Annotated in this window: 16 protein-coding genes; 7 read left to right on the top strand and 9 right to left on the bottom strand. The window is 62.7% G+C overall.

Going from position 1 to position 23,347, the window contains the following annotated elements; translation table 11 throughout:
• Positions 1-3: 3 nt before the first annotated feature.
• Positions 4-825, top strand: coding sequence for a HAMP domain-containing histidine kinase (locus tag K8U03_12900; protein MCE9605786.1), 822 nt, complete (start codon positions 4-6; stop codon positions 823-825).
• A 106-nt stretch (positions 826-931) separates the two neighbouring features.
• On the opposite strand, the gene K8U03_12895 is transcribed toward K8U03_12900, so the two are convergent.
• The 5 genes from K8U03_12895 to K8U03_12875 all read right to left on the bottom strand — a co-directional run bounded on the left by K8U03_12895 (position 932) and on the right by K8U03_12875 (position 7,298).
• Positions 932-1,534: a BMC domain-containing protein gene (locus K8U03_12895; GenBank protein ID MCE9605785.1), complete on the bottom strand. Its 603-nt coding sequence runs from the start codon at positions 1,532-1,534 to the stop codon at positions 932-934.
• Between the two features lie 112 nt (positions 1,535-1,646).
• Positions 1,647-2,675 carry a dihydrodipicolinate synthase family protein gene (locus tag K8U03_12890; GenBank protein ID MCE9605784.1) on the bottom strand — a complete coding sequence of 343 codons (1,029 nt, stop codon included), beginning with the start codon at positions 2,673-2,675 and terminating at the stop codon, positions 1,647-1,649.
• Positions 2,676-2,993: 318 nt separating this feature from the next.
• Positions 2,994-4,241 (bottom strand): hypothetical protein, encoded by a 1,248-nt coding sequence (locus tag K8U03_12885; GenBank protein MCE9605783.1) that lies wholly within the window; start codon positions 4,239-4,241, stop codon positions 2,994-2,996.
• Positions 4,242-4,294: 53 nt separating this feature from the next.
• Positions 4,295-5,632 (bottom strand): DUF1501 domain-containing protein, encoded by a 1,338-nt coding sequence (locus K8U03_12880; GenBank protein ID MCE9605782.1) that lies wholly within the window; start codon positions 5,630-5,632, stop codon positions 4,295-4,297.
• Positions 5,633-5,642: 10 nt separating this feature from the next.
• Positions 5,643-7,298, bottom strand: a complete 1,656-nt coding sequence (locus tag K8U03_12875) for a DUF1549 and DUF1553 domain-containing protein (protein ID MCE9605781.1) — start codon at positions 7,296-7,298, stop codon at positions 5,643-5,645.
• 330 nt (positions 7,299-7,628) lie between these two features.
• On the opposite strand from K8U03_12875, the gene K8U03_12870 reads away from it, so the two are divergent.
• From K8U03_12870 to K8U03_12860, 3 genes are all read left to right on the top strand, one after another.
• Positions 7,629-8,021, top strand: coding sequence for a hypothetical protein (locus K8U03_12870; protein MCE9605780.1), 393 nt, complete (start codon positions 7,629-7,631; stop codon positions 8,019-8,021).
• Between the two features lie 119 nt (positions 8,022-8,140).
• The gene (locus K8U03_12865) at positions 8,141-9,064 is read left to right on the top strand and encodes a polyhydroxybutyrate depolymerase (protein MCE9605779.1); all 924 of its coding nucleotides are present in this window, start codon (positions 8,141-8,143) and stop codon (positions 9,062-9,064) included.
• A gap of 273 nt (positions 9,065-9,337) precedes the next feature.
• Entirely contained in the window at positions 9,338-10,720 is a 1,383-nt protein-coding gene (locus K8U03_12860) for a DUF1501 domain-containing protein (protein ID MCE9605778.1), read from the top strand.
• A gap of 95 nt (positions 10,721-10,815) precedes the next feature.
• On the opposite strand, the gene K8U03_12855 is transcribed toward K8U03_12860, so the two are convergent.
• The 4 genes from K8U03_12855 to K8U03_12840 all read right to left on the bottom strand — a co-directional run bounded on the left by K8U03_12855 (position 10,816) and on the right by K8U03_12840 (position 15,555).
• On the bottom strand, positions 10,816-11,472 hold the full coding sequence (locus tag K8U03_12855) for an ROK family protein (GenBank protein ID MCE9605777.1): 657 nt from the start codon (positions 11,470-11,472) through the stop codon (positions 10,816-10,818).
• 287 nt (positions 11,473-11,759) lie between these two features.
• The gene (locus K8U03_12850; protein MCE9605776.1) at positions 11,760-12,923 is read right to left on the bottom strand and encodes a hypothetical protein; all 1,164 of its coding nucleotides are present in this window, start codon (positions 12,921-12,923) and stop codon (positions 11,760-11,762) included.
• Between the two features lie 44 nt (positions 12,924-12,967).
• Complete coding sequence (locus tag K8U03_12845; GenBank protein MCE9605775.1) at positions 12,968-14,089, bottom strand: hypothetical protein; 1,122 nt, start codon at positions 14,087-14,089, stop codon at positions 12,968-12,970.
• Between the two features lie 137 nt (positions 14,090-14,226).
• Positions 14,227-15,555, bottom strand: coding sequence for a hypothetical protein (locus K8U03_12840; GenBank protein ID MCE9605774.1), 1,329 nt, complete (start codon positions 15,553-15,555; stop codon positions 14,227-14,229).
• A gap of 453 nt (positions 15,556-16,008) precedes the next feature.
• Between K8U03_12840 and K8U03_12835 the strand changes: the two genes are divergently transcribed.
• The 3 genes from K8U03_12835 (at position 16,009) to K8U03_12825 (ending at position 23,330) form a co-directional block, all read left to right on the top strand.
• The gene (locus K8U03_12835; protein ID MCE9605773.1) at positions 16,009-19,122 is read left to right on the top strand and encodes a c-type cytochrome; all 3,114 of its coding nucleotides are present in this window, start codon (positions 16,009-16,011) and stop codon (positions 19,120-19,122) included.
• A gap of 256 nt (positions 19,123-19,378) precedes the next feature.
• The gene (locus K8U03_12830; GenBank protein MCE9605772.1) at positions 19,379-20,107 is read left to right on the top strand and encodes a FadR family transcriptional regulator; all 729 of its coding nucleotides are present in this window, start codon (positions 19,379-19,381) and stop codon (positions 20,105-20,107) included.
• 148 nt (positions 20,108-20,255) lie between these two features.
• Positions 20,256-23,330: a DUF1549 domain-containing protein gene (locus tag K8U03_12825; GenBank protein ID MCE9605771.1), complete on the top strand. Its 3,075-nt coding sequence runs from the start codon at positions 20,256-20,258 to the stop codon at positions 23,328-23,330.
• Positions 23,331-23,347 lie beyond the last annotated feature (17 nt).

Below are 23,347 nucleotides of genomic sequence, written 5' to 3'. Positions count from 1 at the left end.
CGCGTGTCTACCGACGATGCATCGCCTCGCGCTCTCGACGACGTTCGCGCCGCCGAAGCCGGGGCGGAGCATACCGTCTCAAAGCCGAGCACCGCGAAGCTTTCTAACGAGCCCGACTTCGACGCGGCGCTCTTGGCCGCGAAGCTTGAATCGCTCGCCGAGTTCGCCGCCGGCGCGGGGCACGAAATCAATAATCCGCTCGCCGTGATCTCGGGCCGAGCGCAGTTATTGCTGCGCGACGAACGGGATCCCGAGCGACGGCGCGACTTGGCGATCATCCACATGCAGGCGCTGCGCGTGCATGAAATGATCGCCGACATGATGCTCTTCGCGCGGCCGCCGCGGCCGCGGCCGACGACCTGCGACGTTTCACGGTTGATCGATCGCACGATCGACACGCTCCGGGCGAAAGCCGCGACGCTGGAACTCACGCTCGAGCGCGTCGGGGCGCGTGAGCCGGTGCTGGCCGAGGTCGACGGCGAGCAGATCCAAACGGCCGTGCGCGCGATCGTCGATAACGGGCTGAACGCGATGCGGCCGGGCGGAAAAATCGAGATCGAGCTACGCGCGCCGAGCGACGAGTGGCTCGAACTCTTCGTGCGCGACGACGGCCCGGGAATTCCCGACGCACATCGGGAGCATTTGTTCGACCCGTTCTACAGCGGGCGCGAAGCGGGGCGCGGCCTGGGCATGGGCCTGCCGAAGGCATGGCGGATCGTCACGAATCACGGCGGCACGATCGCGGTCGATCCGCAAACCGCCGGCGCCGCAAACGCAGCGACGCGGCGAGGCGCGACGTTCGTCGTGCGCCTGCCGCGTCGATGATGAGCCGGTGGGCGTTAGCCCCCGGTTTTGGAGCAAATTCGATCGCGGGGCGTTGCGTGTCGACCGGACGCTAACGCGTACCGGCTGATGGGGCAACTCAACGCACTTACGAAGGCAACAGCGCGGCCAAGTCCGGATGCGGGCGAGCGATGACGTCGGCCAAGATCAACTTGCCGCCGAGACGTTCGACCGTCGCCTTGCCGGTTGCGATCGCCGATTGCACGGCCGCGACGTCTCCCTTGATCATGATCGTCACGTAGGCCGAGCCGATCTTCTCTTTGCCGACGAGCTTCACCGAAGCGCTCTTCAACATGTCGTCGGTCGCGTGCAACGCGGCGACGAGGCCTTGGGTTTCCAACAGTCCGATCGATTCAACGGCACTCATCGGCTTCTCCTTAGGAACACGCGTGTCGTAGTCGCCGAACGTGGGACTGAACGCGGGCTTGTTATTGACTAGTTTGGCGATCTCAGGAAGCGGGTTCGGAAGCGTCGACCAAAAGGCCGTGGCTCCCATCTTTTTAGCGAGGTCGACCGCTTGTTGCGCGGCCTCGGCAACGTCGGACGGCGAACCGAGCAGCTTGATGCACTGCGCTGCGCCGTCGGTGCTTTCGATGCCGACGACACGGACGTTGGTCATCTTCAAGCAGCGATCGACGGCCAACAGAGCCGGCGACAAGTTGCTGATTTCGATTAGAGCGAGGGAGTTCATGGGAGCGGTGGTCGGTGGTCGGTTATTGAAAACTAGAAGTCAGAAACTAGAAACCAGAAGAAAGACAGGACTAAAGAACCTTCTCATTTCTAGTTTCTGGTTTCTGATTTTCCTACGCTATTCCTCGGCGTTTCAGTTCGGCGATCACGCCGGAGACGATGCGGGTGATTTCTTCCGGTTGCGGCGACGAATCCTTAACGTTGATCTTGCAGCCGCCGACCGGTTCGTCGGCGAAGCCCGCTTCCGCCAAGATGCATTGCAGCGAGTTGCGGAGCGTGGCGAGTTGGTCGTGTTGCGTCGGCGCGAGCGGTTGCCGGCCGATCCCGGTCTTGAAGCCGCGCAGCCCGACGGCCGCTCGGAAGCCTTCCGGAAAGTCGGCCGAGTAGAGCATCGCGTCGAACAGCTTCAAAAGCTTGTATTGCAGTTCGCGAGCTTCGTCGATCTTTCCGGCTTGCACGAGGTCGTACATCTTCCGCGTTACTTCCGGAACGACGCCGCTCGTGGCGTTCGTGCCGCCGTCGCAACCGATGATCAGCATCGGCAGCAAGGCCGCTTCCCAACCGGTGAGGAAGCTGAAGTCGGGCCTGAGGGGTCGCACGGCCGCGATCATGCGCATCATGTGCGGCAAGTCGCCGGACGAGTCTTTGATCGCGACGATCTTCGGGCACTCTTCGGCCAAGCGTTGCACGGTCGGCACGTCGATCGGCGACGCGAACATCGGGATGTTGTACAGCGTCACGTCGATCGGCGTATTGCGACCGATCTCAAGAAAGTAGGCGTAGACCGAGGCCGGACTGAGCTTGTAGTAGTAAGGGGAAACGATCGCGACGGCCCGCACTCCGAGCGAGTGGTAATACTCGCAGGCGGCGATGGTTTCCTTGACGTTCGCCTCGGCGGCACCGGCGAGAATCGGCACTCGACCACGCGTTTGGTCGGCCATGATCGCCACGATACGTCGGCGTTCCTCGGGACTGAACCGGGTGAATTCGCCGGTCGAGCCGTTGGGATATAAGCCATGCACTCCTTTGCCGATCAACCATTCCGTATAGCGGCGCAGCTCGGCTTCGTTGATGTTGCCGGCATCATCGAGCGTCACGATATTCGGCGTGAAGATGCCGCGGAGTCGTTGGTTATGCGTCATGGAAAACGTGTGTCGCGCAGACGTTGGGCGGGCGGGTAAACACCAGCGAAGCTTCCGGGCCTGCACGTATTCAAGTACGGCTGAAGAACGGCACTTTCCATCGTCTGCCGCCCGCAAAGCTTCGCTGAGTTCTCTAGCTTAGTTTACTCTTCACGCAGCGGAAGGGGCAGGCGGCGACGGTCGTAACGGTTTTGACGAGTTTTCCGATTAGGCTTGCCGGGCAGACGCGCAGGAACGTCAGTCGCGGCGATGAATGCCGCTCGATGAATAAACGGAAGCGCACGCGAGCGCGCGACGGCAGAAGAAACGGCCGCAGACTTATGCCGTTTGGTTCTTGTCCGGAATGTCGAGCACGCTGATCGGCGTCCAGGTGGCTCGATACTCTTCCGGCTTGGCGTTCTTCCCGCGGCCGTTGCCGCCGACCCCATCACCGAAGCCGGCGATCGCGAGCCGCGGCACGGTCGGGTGAACGGCGACGGAGTGGCAGTTCGAGAGCTTGGTCGATTCGAAGTAGGGCTTCGTCTCTCCGGCCTTCATGAGCAGCAGCTTGCCGGATCCCGGATTGCCGCTGAGCGTCACGGCCCAACTGCCGTCGTGGAGAAAGCGGATCTCGGTGGGATAGACATACGCACCTAACTCCAGCAGCGGCTTCGCTTCTTTGGCGGTGGCGATATCGAACGTCAAGATCGTCGGCGTCCCTTGCACGTTGCCGCCGTTTTTCGGCTGCGTTCCTCCGACGAGCAATTGCTTGCCGTCCGGTGTGAAAGCCATCGAGCGCACACCGCCGACATCTTGCAGTCGGTTGAGAAGCGCGAGCTTCTTCGCATCGAACTCCTTGACGGGCTTCGCGTCGGCCGCGAGCGGTTTCTTCATGTCCCAGAGCTTGGCAAGGCCCGCATGATCGCCCGACGCAAGGGTCGAGCCGTCCGGTGAGAACAAGACGAGGAAGACATCGGTCGGGTTCCGAACTTCGCCGAGCTTCTTGCCGGTCGCAGCGTCCCAGAGGCGAATGAATTTATCGCGCCCGCACGTCGCCACGGTCTTGCCATCCGGCGAGACCGTGATGTGGCGCAGCCAGCCGTCGTGGGCTTGCGGCAAGTCCCAAATCGGTTGCGGCTCGTGGGCCGCAGCGGTCCAAGTGGAATAGTCCCAAGCGCGAAGCCGGCCCCAAGAGTCGCCGGTGAAGACGCGCTTGCCTTGCGGCGCAAACTCTAGACCTTGCAACCAACCGTTGTGGCCCGCGAGCGCCGGCATTTCCGCAAACGCACCTTCGGCAGCGGGATCCTTCGCGTCGACCGCGCTCCAGCGGAGCACGCGGCCCGTGTTGCCGCCGGCGAGGAGATACTTGCCGCACGGCGAGAAGCGAGTTGAGTAGAGAATGCTCGCCTTGTCGTTCAACGTTTTAATAACGTAAGGCTCGGTTGGTTTCTTTACTTCCGGCTTCTTCGCTTCCGGTTTTTTTACCTCGGCGGGCTTCTTAGCTTCCGGTGCTTTCGCCGGAGGCGCTTGAGCGGCAGGCGCCTTTACTTCGGGTTGTTTGACTTCGGGCTTCTTCGTTTCGGCCATCGCAATTGCTCCGTGCGTTCCGGCGGGCGTTCGTTCGCGGAATCGTGTCTTCGTTAGCTGAGTAGTTCCGGGACGGGGAAGCAGTCGTCGTGCGCGATCGGCAACGGCTGGCCTGCATTGTCGTATTCGTCTTTCTTCGAATCGATGCCGAGCACCTTAAACCACGAATGAAACAGGTGGCCGATGTCGTGCTCCGGACCGGTAACGTATGCGCCCGACCCGTTCGTGCCGCCGACCACGTTGCCGCGGCGAATGCCGGGCCCGGTCGTTGCCAAGCTCCAAGCCTCGGGGAAGTGGTCGCGGCCGACGTGGCCGTTGATGCGCGGCGTCCGCCCGAATTCCGACATGCAGATCACGAGCACGTCGTCGAGCATGCCGCGCGTCGCGAGGTCTTCGATCATCGCGGCGAAGGCGCGATCGAACTTCGGCATCAGGTCGGCGTGGCCGTTGAAGTTGTCGCCGTGCGTGTCCCAACCGTTGCTCGTCACCTTCACGAACGTCACGCCCGCTTCGAGGAACTTGCGGGCCTGCAGCATGTGGCGTCCGAAATCGGTTTCGCCGTAGCGCTGCCGATCTTGCGGCGAGAACTTCGCGTCGTCGAACAGATCGCTCCGCTTCATCAACTCTTGAGCCGTATCGAAGACGAAGTCCATTGCCTCGACCGGTTCCGCCGGGCGACCTTCGGCGTAGCGCGCGTTGGCGCTGCGACGCATGGCGTTGCGCACTTCGTCGTCTTCGGAAGTGATGCGCGTGCTGCGCAGCAAGTTCTCCGGCGGCTTACCGTCGCCGAAAGCAAGAGCTCCGTATTTCGGTCCGAGGAACCCGGCATCTTGATAAATGAAACCACCGCTCCCCGGCTTGATGCTCACATACGGCGGCAAGCCCGTCGAACCTTGGCCGAGGAACTTCGCCACGGCCGAGCCGAAAAACGGATAGACGACGCCGCGATTCTTCGGGTCGCCGCGCTGGATGCGCGCCACGCCCGACGAATGGGCATTGTCCTTCGTACACATGCTGCGCACGATCGACAGGTGATGCATTTGCTTGGCGGTTTGCGGCATCAACTCGCTGATCTTAATTCCCGCGACCGAGGTATCGATCGCTCGAAACGGCCCGCCGAATTCGGAGTTGGGCTTCGGATCCCAACTTTCGAACTGGCTCATTCCGCCGTCGATCCAGACGAACAAGACTTGCTTGCTCTTCTTCTTAAGCGCTCCGGTTTCGGCGGCCGAGAGCAGGTTGCCTAAGCCTAGCGAACCGGAACCGAGCGCACCCATCCCGAGCGCACCGGCGCCGGCAGCCGCGGCGCTGCCGAGCAGTTTGCGGCGCGAGAGTTGGTGCTCCCACGGACGGCAGAGGTCTGCGTAAAGATCGTTGGTCTGCTTCTGCATATTCGCGTTCTCAATGATTGAGGCAAAACTCGGTCGAGCTCGTCAAAGCCCAAACCAAATGGCCGAGCAGTTTCGTCTTCTCGATCTTCTTCATGCCGAGCAAGCGCCGGACTTCGGCTCGCTCGTCGGCGGTCGGCGTACGTGTGAACACGGCCAAGTAAAGTTCGTCGGCCAAAGCATCGGGCTCCGAAATCTTGCCGAGCCGATCGACCAAGTTGCCCGACTTCGGCACCAACAACTCCAAGACATTGCTGTCGTTCGAGAGGAACAACGCCCCCTTCACGCTCGGGGCGAACTCGACTTCGGGCTCTTTCGGCGGGTTGGCGAAGGCCGTGATAAAACGCTTGCGTAAGTCGGGGGTTGCCGTTTTCGGATCGTGCGGGCCGGTCGCCGTGAGATAGCTGTTATACATTTGCTCGGCCGAAAGAGGCTTCGCAACCGCCGTGACATAGGTTTCCGGCGCAGGTCGCTTTATTTCGGTCGCCGTCCAGCGGCTGCCGCGCGCGTAGGTGTCGGACAGTACGAGGTCGCGCAAGATCGAGCGCATTTCGAATTTGCGAGTTTGCATCTCCGTGCTCAAAAGAGCGAGCACTTCGGGATGCGAAGGCTTGTTCTCGGCGTGGAACAAATCGAGCGGATCGACGATGCCGCGCCCCATCACGAGCCACCACAGACGGTTGGCGATGTTCTCGCGGAACGACCGGTTCTCGGGCGAAGTCACCGCCTTGGCAAGCTCTTCCAAGGGGCTGAACTTCGGAATGCCGAGGACCTTCTTCTTCTTATCCGGAGCAACCAGATATTCCTCGCCGGCCTTGAACGTCGGGATCGAAATTTCCTTCAGGCCCGGCACGCGCGGGCCCGTCTGCAACGGCTGCTTATCGAACACCGACATGAAGTCGATTTTCTTCGCCATCAAGTTTTCATTCAGCGCCGGAAACTTCTCGTCGCGAATCGAAGTGTTCAAGAAGACGGTGTACAAACCTTGGAAGTCGACTTGCTTGTAGGATTCGACGAAGAGGTGGTTGTGGCATTGGGCGCATTGCAGATCCATGCCGAGAAACAGCCGGCCGACGTCGCGCGTCAGGCCGGGGTAGTCGGTCTCTTGTTGGCCGACTTTCGAGAGCCGATTCACGGCGAAAAACGCAGCACCGCGCAGATTCTCGTCGTTGTCGCGCGGGTCGATGATCTCGCGCACGATCGCGTCCCAGGGAGCGTTCTTTTGGAACGAGGTCGTGAGGAACTTGCGCCATTCGTCATGTTCGCCGCGGCGCTCCATGAGCATCGCGTTGAACGCCTCGGTCATGCGCGTCGGAAACTCAGGGCTCGCCAGCAAGCGGTCGACCAATGCGGTGCGCTTGTCGCCGGCTTTGTCGGTAAGAAAGGTGCGGGCTTCGACGACGGTCGGCGTCCGACCGGCGAGATCCAGATAGACGCGGCGGAGAAACTCGGCGTCGTCGGCTTGTGCCGCTTGAAGGCCAGGGCCGCCGGCCGAAATCAGGCGATCGATCGCTTGCGACAGGGCCGGCTTCGAGGCGTCGGTCTTCATCGTCGCGGCGACCGGAGCGGCACCGAACGAAATGCACGACGAGCCGCAGCAGCTCCAAGCGGAAAGCGCTACGAGGGCAAGGCGAACGAAACCAGCGCGTCGTCGCGATAGAGCGAGCATGCGACACCGATCACAGGGGAGGGAAGGGGAGGCGAGCGGAAGCAAGGGGCGGGAGCCGGCACGTAGAAACGACGACATTGCACGGTCGCCCCTAAGCCTAAGAGCGACGTGCGACGAAGTGAATTCAAGTGCCGCTATCTAGTGTATCGGCAACCGGCCGATCGAGAAAGATTTTTTTGCCGATCCTTCCATATTTGCCGCCCCTTAAAGGCCGTGAAGGCCCGAATGATTACCGACGGGAATCCGCCGACCGAGGCGAGAAATACCCATCTGGGAGCCGATTCTCTTACTATCACCCTCTGGTTACTCCCGCTTGCGACCGAGCCCACTATGTTCGAACACAAATCCGAGCCGCTTCTTTCCCGCTACCGCTTCATGGGCCGAATGCTGCGCAGCCTCGGCATCACGTACGGCATCGGCATCGTGTCGCTCGTGCTCGGGGCGGTCGGCTACTGCTATTTCGGCGAGCTCGCCTGGCTCGACGGCTTGCTCAACGCCTCGATGATCCTCACCGGCATGGGCCCGGTCGACCCCATGAGAACCGACGGCGGCAAGCTCTTCGCCTCGCTCTATGCCCTCTATAGCGGCATCGCCTTCCTCTCGATCATGGCGGTCATCACGGCCCCGATCTTCCATCGGATTCTGCATCGCTTCCATCTAGAAGAAGACGACGACGACGATCAGCCGGCCTCGGGGAAAGCCCCTAAAGCAGATTCGAAATAAGCAGATCGTAAAAGGGAATCACCGAAAGGAGGGAAGCGAAGCCGGCCAGGAGACCGCTAAAATTCAGGGGTCGCTTCTGAGTTTCCGAGAGTTCGCCGAATAGTTCCAGAAACGTGCTCATGAATACGCTCGCACTTCTCACCTGCTTCGCGCTCGCTGCCGACGCTCCCAAGCCTCCGGAGCCTCTCACGCCCGGCGAGCATCGTCGCACGGTCGTGGTCGGGGAAGTCGAGCGGACGTTTCTGGTGCATGTCCCCACGAACTACGACCACACGAAGCCGACTCCCGTCGTCCTCTGCTACCACGGCGCCGCGACGAACGGCCTGATCACCGTCGCGCTGACGGGCCTCAACGCGAAGGCCGATGCCGAAACGTTCATCGCCGTCTATCCCAACGGCACCGGCCGCAACGGCGTAATCTTCGTCTGGAACTCCGGCGGCATCCCGTCCGGCGTCGATGAAAGCAAGCGCGACGACGTCGCGTTCACGCGCCAAATCCTCGACGATCTTACGACGGTCTCGAACGTCGACCCGAAGCGCGTCTTCGCGACCGGCATCTCGAACGGCGGGATGATGTGCCATCGCTTGGCCGTCGAACTCTCCGACCGCATCGCGGCGATCGCACCCGTCGCGGGCACGCTCGCGCTGGAGAAGCCCGAGCCGAAGCGCGCGGTGCCGGTCCTGCAGATCCACGGCACGGCCGACACGTTCGTCGCCTGGAACGGTCCCGGCCAGCGCATTCCGAAGCTGGTGAAGTTTCGCTCGGTCGACGATACGATCAAGTTTTGGGTCGAGCACGATGCCTGCGTCGAGAAGCCGATCGTCGAAGCGCTGCCCGACAAATCCGACGACGGCACGACCGTCTCGCGCACGACGTATGCCGGCGGCAAGCAAGGGAGCGAAGTCGTGCTGGTGAAAATCGACGGCGGGGGCCATACTTGGCCCGGCCGCGAAATGAACATCGCCATCCTCGGCCGGACGACGAAAGACATCGCGGCGAACGATCTCATCTGGGAGTTTTTTAAGAAGCACCCAATGCCGTGAGATCGAGGTTAACTTAGGCGGCAAGTACATCTGCATCTCGCACGAGCGCGATCGGCTCGATTATCTTAAATCGCCGCCGGTCATCATTTATTGACATGTTTGCAACGGCGGCCGACACTAAACGACGATAGTGAATGCAGCCCCAAGCGAACGCAGTCCCAAGTAAACGACTCGCCAAGTAAACAACGCCCGCCTGCTCGTCCCTCACCGCCTCTATCCACTCTTCCGTGAGGATCGCTCGTGGATCATCCCTCTTCGGTCGGTGCGCGCCCGTTGCCGCGGCGCGGAAGCCTATTGTCGCGGCGCGAGTGTTTGAAGCTCGGTTCCCTCGCGCTCGGCGGGCTCGGCGCGAACAGCATCCAGCCGCTGACGCTTCGTGCGCGCGAGGGTGCGCCCCTCCCGTCCGATCGATCGGTGATCTTCGTCTATCTGCCGGGCGGGCCGCCGCATCTCGAAACCTATGACCTCAAGCCCGATGCCCCGAGCGAGATTCGCGGCGAGTTCCGGCCGATTCACACCGTCGTTCCCGGGCTCGACGTCAGCGAACACTTGCCGCTCCATGCGCGCGTCGCCGACCGGTTCTCGTTGATCCGCTCGATCTCGCATACCCGCTCCGATCATGGCGGAGCCTTGAAGCGCGTCCTATCCGGGCGCGAGCCGGCGACTCCGGAAGTGAACGTCAACGAGTTCCCTTGGATGGGCTCGATCGTCGCGAAGATGCGCGAGTCGCGACAAGCGGGCGTGCCGAACTACTCGGCTCTCATCGACGCCGATCGCGAAGATTACGATGGTTTCACTCTCGGCTCGTCTTACTTGGGCCAAGCGATGCGGCCGTTCTCGGTCGCCGGCGATCCGAGCCTCGGCGACTTCCAGGTGAAGAACCTCGCCATCGATCCGCGCGCTCGCGCCGGTCTCGAAGGCCGTGTCCGTCTGCTGCGCGAGCTCGATACGACGGCCGACACCCGCGACTACGGCGGCTCGATGGCCGCGAACGACGTATTCCAACGCCGCGCGCTCGACCTGCTCACGGCCGACGTCGCGCGCCGCGCTTTCGATCTCTCGTACGAACCGCAAAGCGTGCGCGAACGCTACGGCTTGCACCCGTGGGGGCAGCGGGCCCTCTTGGCGCGGCGGTTGGTCGAAGCGGGCGCAAGCTTCGTGAAGGTCGTGATGCTTTCGCCGATCACCGGCCGCAATTGGCCAACCGATACGACGAACAATTGGGACTCGCACGCCGTCGGCTGCAACATCTTCACCGATGCCCGTTGGCGGCTGCCGTACTACGACCAAGCGATCTCGGCCTTGATCGAAGACCTCCACACGCGCGGACTCGATCGCCGCACGATGCTCATCGTCACCGGCGAGTTCGGCCGGACGCCACGCATCAGCTACGCCCAAGGAAGACCCGGCCGCGACCATTGGCCGCAAGCGATGTCGGTGCTGGTCTCCGGCGGAGGTCTGCGGATGGGGCAAGTCGTCGGCTCGACGAATGACAAAGGCGAGCATCCGCACGACCGGCCCCTCTCGCCGAACGATCTCTGGGCGACGATGTTCCACCAGTTGGGAATCGACCCGAACCACACGTCATTCCTCGACCACGCCCGCCGCCCGATGTCGATCTTGCCCGACGGCAAACCGATCGCGGAGTTGCTGTAAGCGACGGCAAATCGTTCCCTAGCCGGGGATGTATATTCCCGGCAGCTACAACCAAGCGTTGCCGAATCGCCTCCTCGCCCCGACATCCAACGTGGCTACGCGTAGTCGTACCACAGGCGGAAGCCGCCGGCGAAGGCGTTCGCGTTGTTGCCGAGCCTAGCGCCGGGCGGGAGTTCGTCGAGCTTTTTCGAGTTGCCGCCGCCGACGACCACGTAGTCGGCCACGAGGGCCGCTTTCAGGCGCATCGTCACGTCGTGTACGGCCCGTTGCCACTTCTTCACCTTCAAACGCTCCAAGCCGCGCTCGCCGACGTAGTCTTCGAAGGTCCGCCCCTTGCGATACGGCAGGTGTGCCAGCTCCATCGGCGCGATCACTTTATCGATGATGAGCGTCGTGCCGAGCCCCGTGCCGAGGCCGAGGAACAGCATCCGTCCCCCTTCGTAGCTGCCGAGCGCTTGCATGGCGGCGTCGTTGATGAGCTTCGTCGGTTTGCCGAAGTGGCTGCCGAAGTCGTAGCCGACCCAGCCGCGTCCCAAGTTCCGCGGCTCGAGCAGCGCCTTGTCGTTCGTTACAGGGCCGGGATACCCGATCGTCACGGCGTCGTACGACCAATCCTTCGTCGCTTCCAAGACTTGGTTCGTCATCTCGTCGGGCGTGAGCGTCGGGCCCGACGGAAATCGGCGCGATTCCGTAGCGTTGCTCGTCATGAACTTCACGTTCGTGCCGCCGATGTCGATCGCCAAGACTTGCATTACGTCATCCTCAGGGGCGCGGGTAGGCTCACCGGCCGACGGCTCGGTCCTGCCGATATTCTAGGTTGAAACTCAGCCGAAAGAAGGTGCAAGGAAATTTCAGCCGCCGCGCATTGCGAGGATTTCATCCGACCACGCAGCAGGCAAACCCTTCTCCCCGCGGGAGAAGATGTCGGCAGCAGCCGACAGATGAGGGGCGGATCGCGATTGGCTTGGTAGAATGCGAAGCCGTTCGAGCTTCGCCCCTCATCCGCCCTTCGGCCACCTTCTCCCGCCGGGGAGAAGGATTAGGGAATCGTGAAGGTCCGCTCGATCGGGCCATGCGACGGATCATCGGCTCGCGAATCGAGGTCGCGGTCGAAAACCGTATGCGGCGTGTTGCCGGCCCGATCCGTGAGCTTCGGATCGACGACGAGCCGATACGTTCCGCTTCGCCAAGGAACGTTCGGACGATACTTATATTGCGAGACGAGCCCGGTCGCAAAATAGCCGCCGGACCCGAAGACGACCTCTCCCGCAGGGTCGTCGATTCTCGCGTTGCCTGCAGGCCAATCCAGCGCGCGATCGAACTCGATCAAGACTTGGTCGCGCGTGCCGGCGGCCGGCGCAGTAATTTTCCACGCGGCCACGTCGATCTTCTTACGCAGCTCGGGCCCGGTCTTGAAGGTCTTGCGAAACTCTTCGCCAAGCGGCAGCCCGTCGGCATCGCGCGTCGCCGCATCGACGACCAGCGTATAGGCTCGGTCCGGTCTGAGCACCGGCCCGAGTTCTTCGCGCAAGTTCACCCCTTGCTTGATCCGGCCGGGATGAATGTAGAGCGCGAGCATAGTGCCGTTATGGGTCCAAAGTTCGATGTCGCGCCAAGGAGCGTGAATTTCTTTTCCGGCCGCATCGAACAAATGAATCCGCTCGAAGATCTCGCGCCCTTCGCGCATCGGCTGCGAAAAGACGACGGAAAACTTCAGCAAGTTGGCGGGCACGACCTCTTCATGAGGAGCGACGAACGCCACCTTCGTCGCCGGCCGAGGCTTGAGCGCCGGCACACGGTATTCGGTCGCCGAGAGAACGCAATTCGCTCCGCCGAGACTTTCCGCGACTCCGAGATACGCCGTCGCGCGATAGCCGAGGCCGCGCGCCAAGCCGAACTTCGGCTTGAACGTAATCACGCCATTGTGAACTTCATATGAACCGAACAGCGGCGGACCTTCCACGGCCGGCGAGACGCTTTCGTCCAGCAATCGCAAAGTCAGCAGGCGTCGGCCTTGCGCCTCGCCGATCGGCTTCTCGTTCCATTTGGCGGCTAGCGCTTCCGATAACGAAAAGCGGACGACGACCCGCGTGGGATCGTCGTCCGCCCTGATTTCGATCGTCATCGGCTTCGCCGCCGGCGCAGACTCCGCCCCGACGGGCGGAGCGCAACAGAGCGCCAAGCAGAGCAGCCAAGAAGTCACACGTCACCTACAACCGAAAAGCGACCGTTCGTAATGGCAACGGGTTACGGCAACGCCAACACGGCCAGATCGAGCGTCTTGTCGGCGTTCTCACGCAGCACGACGACGTCCTTCTCGCCGAGGCGATCCATTTGCGTCACGCCGTGGAAGGCGTCGACGACCGTGATCTTCTGCGCGGTCGGATCGTCTTTCGACAAGCGACGAACCGCTTTCTCATTCACGTTCTTCTCTTCGTCGAGCAAGCCGCGCTCGAACTTCACCGTCCAATAAGGGCTCGGCCCGACCGGCGACTTCGCGTGGTGGAAGCGGAACGTGTTCGAGAGGACATATTCCTTGCCGTCCTTCGAGTAGGTGAACATATCAAGCGGCCGGTTGCCCGAGCCGAGCTCGATCACGCTCGTTCCTTTCACGTGGGCATTCGGTTCCAGCGCGTCGATCGGGTACTTCACGACCGGCGTGCAAGCGAACGCACCGGCGACGTACGTCTTGCCGTCTTCTTGAAACGGCATGATCGTGCTCATCGGGGCTTTCGTTTCCCATTTGCCGTGGGCTACGTGATAGGTTTCGGCGCTGTGCAACTCGCCGGCCGCGTCGTGCGAGAGAGGGGTCTTCACGATGAAGATCTTCGACGCGAACTCTTCCGCAGCGCCGGCCGAAGCGATGAGCTTATCATCGACCCAAGCCACATCCGAAACCTTCTTGATCGGCGAATTCTTCGTCGGCAATTGCACGCGGGCATATTCGACGCTATCCATCGCGAACAGACCGACCTCACCGGCCGCGTTCACCGTCAGCACGATCGGCAACTTGTCGTCTTGCTTACGAACCGCGAAATACACGGTGCCCGAGATCGGGTTCACGGCCAAGTCTAAGATCTCGATCCCATCGGGCTTCGCGCCGATCGCGGCGGCGAGCTTCTTATTGATCCCGGCATGCGTGCCCGAGAGCTGCGCGGTCGGTTTCCCTTCGCTCGTTTGAACGGCGTAGATCGAAGCGCCGGCACCATCGCCGATCAGCAACACGCCGTCGGGTCCGAAGCCGAGGACATCGACCGACTTCAATTCGATCTTGCCGTGCGTCGCCTTCTCGAAAGGCTTGGCAAAGCCGGTCGCACCAAGCGCGACCAAAGCGGTGAACACGATCGAGCGCTGAAAAACGTTTCGCATAGGGAAACTCCTGGAAGAGTGAAGGGGTCAGGGGTCGGGGGGCAGGGGTCAGAAGAGAGAAGCCGGAAGCGAGATTGATGCGAACTCCTGATTCGCAACTGATCCCTGACCTCCGACCCCTGACCCCTCGCATTTATCTACTCTTTCTCCGCGCCGAGCAAGCGCCGCATTGCCGGCATGAGCACATCTTCCACTTCCGGGGCGACGCGCGATACCGCACCCGTCTCATAGCCCCCCTGCGGATACGACCATTTCATGCCGATATAGCCGGCCCCGTAGTCGCCGTAGGCCGCCATCATCACCGGGGCTCCTTTGCGCATCTCTTGCGCCGCCAATTGATATTCGACGAACAATTCGCCCGGCATGTGCAGCACATAAGCCGGCCCGACCTTGAGAAGTTGTAATGGTGTCGGGTGGTTCGCTTTCGCGCGGCGTGCGAAGGCGATGTGCCGCGCGTACTGCACGCGCTGCCCCACCTTCAACGCCTTGTCGTCCGCGAGTTTCTCGAGCAGCACCGCTTCGTCGACATAGCGCGGGCTCACCGGCAGTACGACGTTCTCGACCCGCCACACGACGTCGGCCGAGGTGATCGCGGTCTTCTTCGTCGCGGCCCAAGCCTCGGCCATACCGCGCGCCGTCCGCTCAGCGAGCAGCCCCCGATTCTTCGCATCGCCGTCGTTATACTTCCCGGCGGTGACGTTGCCGCCGGCGCCGTTGAAATGCACCTGCGGCACTCCGCTCGCTTTCTCCTGGGCGTTGCGCCCCAAGCCGATGAAGTCGGCGCTGACCCGCCCGGCACCGTAGTGCGCCATCGGATGGGTTGCGTAGTACGACGCGACGACGAGCGGTTCATTCCCGTTCCAAAAGCTGAGCATCTGAACATACGGATCGATCACCCCCTCGGGCATCGCCCGAGCTTCGGGATTCTTCGTCGCGCTGGTGCGCGTGAAGAGTACCTTCCCATCCGGACCGATCACGCGCCGTGCCGATGCTACTTCGACGATCTTCGCCTGGCCGTGCCCCATGTGCGTGACCGGCTTCGCCTCGGCCAGGGCTTTCTTCGCCGCCGCGGCCGTCGCCATGATCTGTTGTCGGGCATGCGCGACGTTGAACATCGCCCCTCCAAGGCCATGCGCGACGAGAATCTCTTCCGCCTCGAAGTCGCAGCCCGGCGCGTCGTGCTGGTGCAGCGCATGGATCGCGACCCGCTCGGGCACCGTCCCGACGGCGGCGGCGATCTCGGCGCGAAATCGGTCGTAGCCCGAGTTGCCGATGCCGACCCAATCGAGAGCGACCAACACGATCGGCTTACCCGACGTACTCGTCGCATTCGACTCTGCTCCGACGATCACGATGCCGCGGGCCGTGAGCGGATCGTCGACGCTCTTCACGGGCCCGACCAACCCATCGCAGAGCGGGCTCCCCTCGGGCGGAGTGGCATCGATCGTGAACGTGCCGACGCGCAACTGCGCCGCGGCCGGCGGCTCCGCGGCGTCGACGCCTATTGCGGACGCGACAACACCGATCAAAACCAAACAACGGAATACGCCGCAATGGATCGGCATCGAAACACCTCGAAGAGCAGCAGGCGGGGCAGGGGAGGGAATCCGGCAAATGCTCGACATGGTACGGCACACGGAGCGCGCCGACAACGTTGCAGGCATGCTCCGCATGCCGTCGCCATTGCGTACACGAAGCTCGCCTCGAGATCGCAATCACGCAAATCGTTTATAGCCGGGGGTGGATACCCCCGGCAGCCGCGACCAAGCGTCGCCGAATCGTCTCCGCGCCCCAACATCCCACGTGGTTACGGCACGTGGAACGTGCCTACTACTTTGACGGAGCTCGGTTTGCATCGCGGCCTCCCCGGCGCTTACCATAGAGGCTTCCGCTCGCGACTCAGTTCTCTTCGGTGCCGCATGAACGTTTTATTACTACCGCGAACGCTCGCCGCCCTCGCAATCGGGTTGCTATTCACAAACTCGGCTCGCGCCGTCGATGATCCGCAGTGGAAGCTGCCGCCGGGCTTCACGATCGAGCTCGTGGCCGGGCCGCCGCTGGTGAATCATCCGACGATGGGCGGGTTCGACGATCAGGGGCGGCTCTATATCTGCGACGGACCCGGCGACAACATGCGCGCCGCCGAACTGCTCGAAAAGCTCCCGAACAACATTCGTCGGCTCGAAGATACCGACGGCGACGGTCGGTTCGACAAGAGCACGATGTTTGCCGACAAGATGACCTTTCCGATGGGAGCTCTCTGGCACGACGGCTATGTCTACACCGCGAGCCCGCCGCATATCTGGCGGCTGCGCGACGCCGACGGCGACGGCATCGCCGAAGAGCGCAAGATCCTCGTCTCGGAGTTCGGTTTCACCGGCAACGCCGCCGATATCCACGGCTGCTTCCTCGGTCCCGACGGCCGGATCTATTGGTGCGACGGTCGCCACGGCCACACCTTCACCGACGCCCAAGGCAAAACGCTGAGCAAGGGGCTCGCGGCTCGCATTTTTTCCTGCAAGCCCGATGGCTCGGACGTGCAGGCCTTCGCCGGCGGCGGCATGGATAATCCGGTCGAGGTTTGCTTTACCGAAGAAGGTGAGATGCTCGGCACCGTCGCCATCTTCGACAACAAGCCCGATCGGGTCGATGCGATCGTCCATTGGGTCTACGGCGGGGCGTATCCGTATTTTCCCAAGGTGCTCGACGAATTCAAACGAACCGGCGACCTGCTGCCGGCAGTGAGCCGGTTCGGGCGCGTCGCGCCGAGCGGCATCCTCCGCTACCGCGGCAACCAACTCGGCACGGAGTATACGGGCAACCTGTTCCACGCGCAATTCAACACCCACCGCATCGTGCGCACCAAGCTCGAACGCTCGGGCGCCACCTTCAAATCCAAGGACGAAGATTTCCTCGTCTCGGAAAACCAAGACGTTCACCTGACCGATGTGATCGAAGACGCCGATGGGAGCTTGCTCGTCGTCGATACCGGAGGCTGGTTCCGCATCGGTTGCCCGAATTCGCAAATTGCTAAGCCGGAGCTCCTCGGCGGCATCTATCGCATCCGGCGCACCGGAACGGCGAAACCGAGCGACCCGCGCGGATTGAAAATGAAATGGACCGCCGACGTCTCGAACACGACGCTGCTGCGGCGACTGAAAGACGAGCGTTGGGCCGTGCAAGATCGAGTCAAGGACGAGTTCGTGCGCCGCGGTAAGAAAGACAAGCAAGTCGGCGAGTTCCTGTACACGCAATACGAACTTGCCGAGAACCTTTCGACGCCGCTTATGCGCGATATCGTCTGGACGCTCTCGCGCATCGGCGGCCCGGAAGAGTTGGAATATCTCGATTTGCTTTCCGCGGCCGACGGCTTGCCGGAGTCGACCGCCCAAGCGATCTGCGTCGCCTTGGCATCGCATCGAGATCAGAGCCGAGGGATCGTCTTCCGCTCCGACGATCTCGCCGTGCGGCGCGATGTGGCGATGCTTTGCGGACGGATGAAAGGAGAGGGAGACGATCCGCTGTTTCCGGAACTTCTGAAAGGGATCGAGCCCGATCGGTTCCTCGAACATGCCGTCATCTACGGCCTGATCGAACGGCAAGCCGAAGACCAAGCGCTGTTGATGCTGGAAGACGAAGAGCCGCCGATCGCGCGGGCCGGGCTGATCGCGCTCGATCAGATGGGCAAGCTGACCGACAACCTAGAGACGGCGCAATTGGTCAAGTTTCTCGACTCGCCGGATGCCCCGTTGCAGTCGGCGACGCTCGGTGTGGTGCAGAAGCATCCCGCTTGGGCCGCGGAAGTCATCGCGTGGTTGAAGACGAAACTCGCGGCTCCCGCGCTCCCGGCCGAGCAGGCGCCGCTCGTCGCCAACACGCTCGTCGCTTATAAGCTCGACCCGACGATCCAACAACTGATCGCCGATACGCTCGTCGCCGCCAAGACTTCGCCGGCGACGCGTCGCATGCTCTTGGAAACGATGGCTTTGAGCGAGTTGACCGGCCCGGCGCTGCCGAAGCCATGGACCGTGGCGGTCGCCAAGAGCCTGCACGACGCCGATGAAGCGGTCGCCCGGCAAGCGCTCGCGACCACGGCGGTCGTCGGCGGTGCGGCCGGGCCGTTCGATGCCGACTTGAAAACGCTCGCCGCCGAATCGACCCGCTCGGCCGAGTTTCGCGTTGCGGCGTTGAAGACCCTGGCCGCGCGCGTCGGCGCGGTCGACGGCCCGACGTTCGCCTTTCTTCTCGACCGGCTCCGCACCGCTCCCGACTCGCTCGACAAGCTCGCGGCCGCCGATGTGCTGGGCCTCGCAGCGCTCGCGCCGCCGCAACGGACGGCGCTCGTCGAAGCGGTCGCCAAGGCCGGACCGATGGAGTTGCCCGCACTGTTGACGCAATTCGAAAAAGACAGTTCGGCCGACGAAGGGGTTCGCCTCATCGCGGCGCTCGCCCTTTCGCCGGGGCTCGATAACGTCTCGGCAACGCGCCTCGAAAAGCTCGTCGCCCCGTATCCGCCGGAAGTGCGCGAGGCTGCGAAGCCGCTCTTGAAGCGCATCAACGGCGACCTCGAAACGCAGCGGGCCCGCCTCGCCGAGCTCATCGCGCAGATCGACGGGGGCGACATCGCTCGCGGCCGGATGCTGTTCGGCTTGCAGAAGACGGCGTGTAGTTCATGCCACAAGGTGGGCGCCGGCGGCGCGAACATCGGCCCGGAGTTGACGAAGGTCGGCCAGATTCGCTCGCCGGTGGATATTCTGGAGTCGGTCTTGTACCCGAGCGCGTCGTTCGTGCGCGGCTATGAGAGCGTGAGCGTGACGACTTCGGCCGGCTTGGAACGGAGCGGCATTTTGAGCCGCGAGACTCCCGAGGCCATCTACTTGAAGACGGCGCAGCGCGAGGAAGTGCGCATTCCGCGCGGCGACGTGGACGAAATCCAGCCCGGCAAGCTTTCGATCATGCCGCAAGGACTCGACAAGGTCATGACGCTCGACGAACTCCGCGATCTCGTTGCGTATCTGAAGTCGCTGAAATAAATAGTAGTAGGCACGTTCCACGTGCCGTAACCACCCGCAACATCGCAGCAAGCAGCCGGATCGGGATGCAATCTCGGCGAGCAGGTTGCCGTCAGGCCCCTGGCCGGTTCGCTCCGCCGTAAATTTGTTGCCATGGCGCACCGCGCTTTTATGCTACGTGTGGCTACGGCACGTGGAACGTGCCTGCTACATTATGCCTGGGCCTCACAAATTCGCCTGCCCACCGGCTGGAGTCCGACTGACAACTCATACCTCGATGCCCGCTAAAAAAACAACGACCAAACGCAAAACCGCCACCCCGCCGACGACCGCCGATCGGGTCGCCGAGATCACGACGCACCTCGAGCAGTTGATCCTTTCCGGCACACTGAAGCCCGACGATCGCTTGCCGCCGGAACGAGACTTGGCCGAGCAGTGGAACGTGAGTCGGAGCGTCGTGCGCGAGGCGATCGGTCGGCTGGCGGGAGTCGGACTCGTGCGCAGTCGGCAAGGCTCCGGCACGCGTATCGGCGCACCCGATGGCAGCCATCAGTTGCTCAACTATCAATGGTTGTTGAAGCAAGGACTGATTCGACTCGACCACTTAAGTACGGCTCGGCTGCCGCTCGAGACGACCATCGCGGCTCTCGCGGCCGAGCATCGCACCGCCGAGCAACTCAAGCGATTGGAAGCGGAGCAGCGGATCTTGCATAGCGGCCAAGCCTCGCTCAAGGCGCACGTCGAGGCCGACATGCGCTTCCACGCGATTCTCGCCGAGGCGACCGGCAACCCGATTTTTCAATTGATCCTCGCGCCGATTCAGGAGCTGTTGATCGAGAGCCGGCGGCGCACGCTGGGGCGGTATGGAACGCAACTCGCCTACGATCATCACGCGAAGATATTGGCCGCAGTGCGGAAGCAAGACCCGGCCGCGGCGCGCAAGGCGATGCACGAACACATCGCCACGAACTCGCAGCACCTGACCGATCTGGCGAACCAGCCGTAAGCGGCCTCGATTTGCCGGCAAACCGGATTAAAAACGAGGGACGGAAAAAAAGACTTGCCTCGCCGAGAACGAGCGGGCATAATCGCAGCATCTAAATTGGTCTGACCAATTATTGCCGCTTGTACACACTGCTTGTCGTGACGGAATCATGTCATTCTCCCGCCTAGCATTCATGTTCTCGCTATTAGCGAGCCTCGTCGGCAACGCCGCGGAACCGGCGATTTCCTTCGATCGCGACATCGCCCCGATCCTCGAACGCCGCTGCCTCGAATGCCACGGCGCGGCCTCGACCACGGCAAACGACCCACCGGAAACGAAAGGCGGGCTCTCGCTCGTCACGCGTGCGGCGGCGCTGCGCGGGGGAGAGTCGGGCCCGGCGCTCGTTCCCGGCAAGCCCGAAGAAAGCTTGCTGCTCGAATACGTCTTGCTCGACAAAGAGGGCCGGGCGTTGATGCCTAAGAAGCGAGCGCCGCTGAAGACGGAAGAGGTCGCGGCGCTGCGGCAGTGGATCGCGGCGGGGGCCGCTTGGCCGGCCGAAATCGTACTTCGCGATCGACGCTTCGAAGGAGCGAAGTGGTGGTCGCTCGAGCCGCTTGCGAAGCCGACGTTGCCGCCGGCCGCGGGAACGACCCATCCGATCGACGCCTTCATCCGGGCGAAGCTCGCCGCGCTGAAGATCGCGCCGTCGCCGGAAGCCGATCGTCGCACGCTCGTTCGCCGGCTCTACTTCGACCTCGTCGGCCTGCCGCCGACTCCCGCCGAGATCGAAACCTTTCTTGCCGACCGCGACCCGACCGCTTACGAAAAGCTCGTCGACCGGTTGCTCGCCTCGTCGCACTACGGCGAACGTTGGGCTCGGCATTGGCTCGACGTCGTCCACTTCGGCGAGACCCACGGCTACGACAAAGACAAGCCTCGCCCGCACGCTTGGCCGTATCGCGATTACGTGATTCGCGCCTTCAATGAAGACAAGCCGTACGGCCGCTTCGTTGCCGAGCAACTTGCAGGCGATGTCTTGTATCCCGACACGCGCGATGGGCTCGAAGCGCTCGGGTTCATCTCGGCCGGCCCTTGGGATTTCATCGGTCACGCCGAAGTTCCGGAGTCGAAGATCGACGGCAAAGTCGCACGACATATCGATCGCGACGACATGAGCACGAACGCAATGCAGACGTTCGTCGCCCTCACCGTGCAATGTGCCCAATGCCACGACCATAAGTTCGATCCGATTACGCAAGAAGACTATTACAGCCTTCAAGCGGTGTTCGCGGCCGTCGACCGGACGGACAAGAAATACGATCTCGATCCGGCCGTGGCCCGCCGCCGCACGGAGCTCCTCGCCGAGCAAACGCGCATCGCGGCGGAAAGAACCAAGCTCGACGAAGCGATCGTCGCCGGCGCAGGGAAAGAGTTGGCAAAGCTCGACACCGAGATCGTGAAGCTGCAAAAGCCCCCTGTCGGGCAGCCGCAAAAGGCCGATGCCTACGGCTACCACAGCGCGATCGCGCCCCGGCAAGAGGCGAGCGCCGAGCACCCGGCGAAATGGGTGCAAGTCGATCTCGGCAAGCGCGTGCCGATCGGCTCGATCGTGTTGCACCCTTGCCGCGACTCATTCGCGGGGATCGGCGACGGCTTCGGCTTTCCCGTTCGTTACCGAGTCGAGATCTCCGACGATGCTGCGTTCCGGTCGGGAGTCGTCGTCGCGGCCGACTACACGAACCGCGACGTGCCGAGGCCGGGCGTGCAAGCGCAAGCCGCGGCGGCGAGCGGACAACCGGCGCGCTACGTGCGCGTTACGGCCGTGAAGCTCGCGCCTCGTCAAAACGATTTCAACTTCGCGCTGGCCGAGCTCGAAGTGTTCGACCAACAAGGGCTCAACGTCGCCGCCGGCAAGACCGTGACCGCGCTCGATTCGATCGAAGCGCCGGCTCGCTGGCGACGGGCCAACCTCGTCGATGGTTACTATCCCGGTCTCGGAGCGGGCGATCCGGTAGAGCTCGCGGCGTTGACGAAGCGCCGCTCGGAGGTGTTCGACCGAGTGACGACGGCGGAACAAAAACGACTCTTCGCGGCGTTGGACGAACGCCGAGCCGGCGCGACGCACGAACTCGCCAAACTCCCGACGCAACACACTTGCTACGTCGGGGCAGTGCATACCGGCACGGGGAACTTCGTCGGCACCGGCGCCGGCGGCGGCAAGCCTCGACCGATCTTCGTACTGGCGCGCGGCAACGTCTCTAACCCCGGTAAGGAAGTGCGGCCGGGTGCCGTATCGTCGATCGGTGCTTTGCCGGCCCGCTTCGAGATTCCGGCCTCGGCCGGAGAAGGGGAACGTCGCGCAGCGCTGGCCCGTTGGATCGTCGACTCGAAGAATCCGCTCACTTGGCGCACGATCGTCAATCGCGTGTGGCAGTACCATTTCGGTCGAGGGCTCGTCGACTCGCCGAACGATTTCGGTCGCAACGGCCGAGAACCGACGCATCCCGAGCTTCTCGATTGGCTGGCGGCCTCGTTTCGCGACGGCAGTACGAGCGGGGAGAAAGCATCGCTCGCGGCGCAGTCGTTGAAGTCGCTCCATCGGCTGATCGTCACGAGTGCGACGTATCGGCAAGCGAGCACCGCCGCGCAGAGCACAGCGCAAGGAATGGTCGACGCCGAGGAAGTCGACATCGATAATCGTTATCTCTGGCGAGCGAATCGTCGGCGCGTCGATGCCGAAGCGCTGCGCGACTCGCTGCTCGCCGTGTCGGGCTTGCTCGATCGAACGATGTACGGCCCGAGCTTCAAGGACTTCGTCGTCGAGAAACCGGAGCACTCGCCGCATTACGAATACCGCTTGCACGACCCGACCGATCCGAAGTCGCACCGGCGCTCGATCTATCGCTTCATCGTGCGCTCGCAGCCGCAGCCGTTTATGACGACGTTCGATTGTGCGGATCCGTCGATGCAAGTCGACAAGCGCAACGAAAGCCTGTCGCCGTTGCAAGCGCTCACGCTCTTGAACAACGGACTCACGGTCGTCGGCGCCGAACGCTTCGCCGCGAAGCTGACGGCGTCGGAAACCGAGCTGTCGGCGCGCATCGAGCAGGGTTTCTACGAAGCGCTCGGACGGAAGCCGAGCGACGAAGAACAAGCGGCCCTCGTCGCCTATGCCGGCCGGCACGGCCTCGCGGCGACGTGCCGCGTGTTGTTCAACCTCAACGAATTTTTCTTCATCGATTGACGTCCCTCAGACGCACT

The organism is Planctomycetia bacterium (assembly GCA_021413845.1).
Lineage (GTDB): Bacteria > Planctomycetota > Planctomycetia > Pirellulales > PNKZ01 > PNKZ01.
This window is presented reverse-complemented; position numbering and strand designations above follow the sequence as displayed.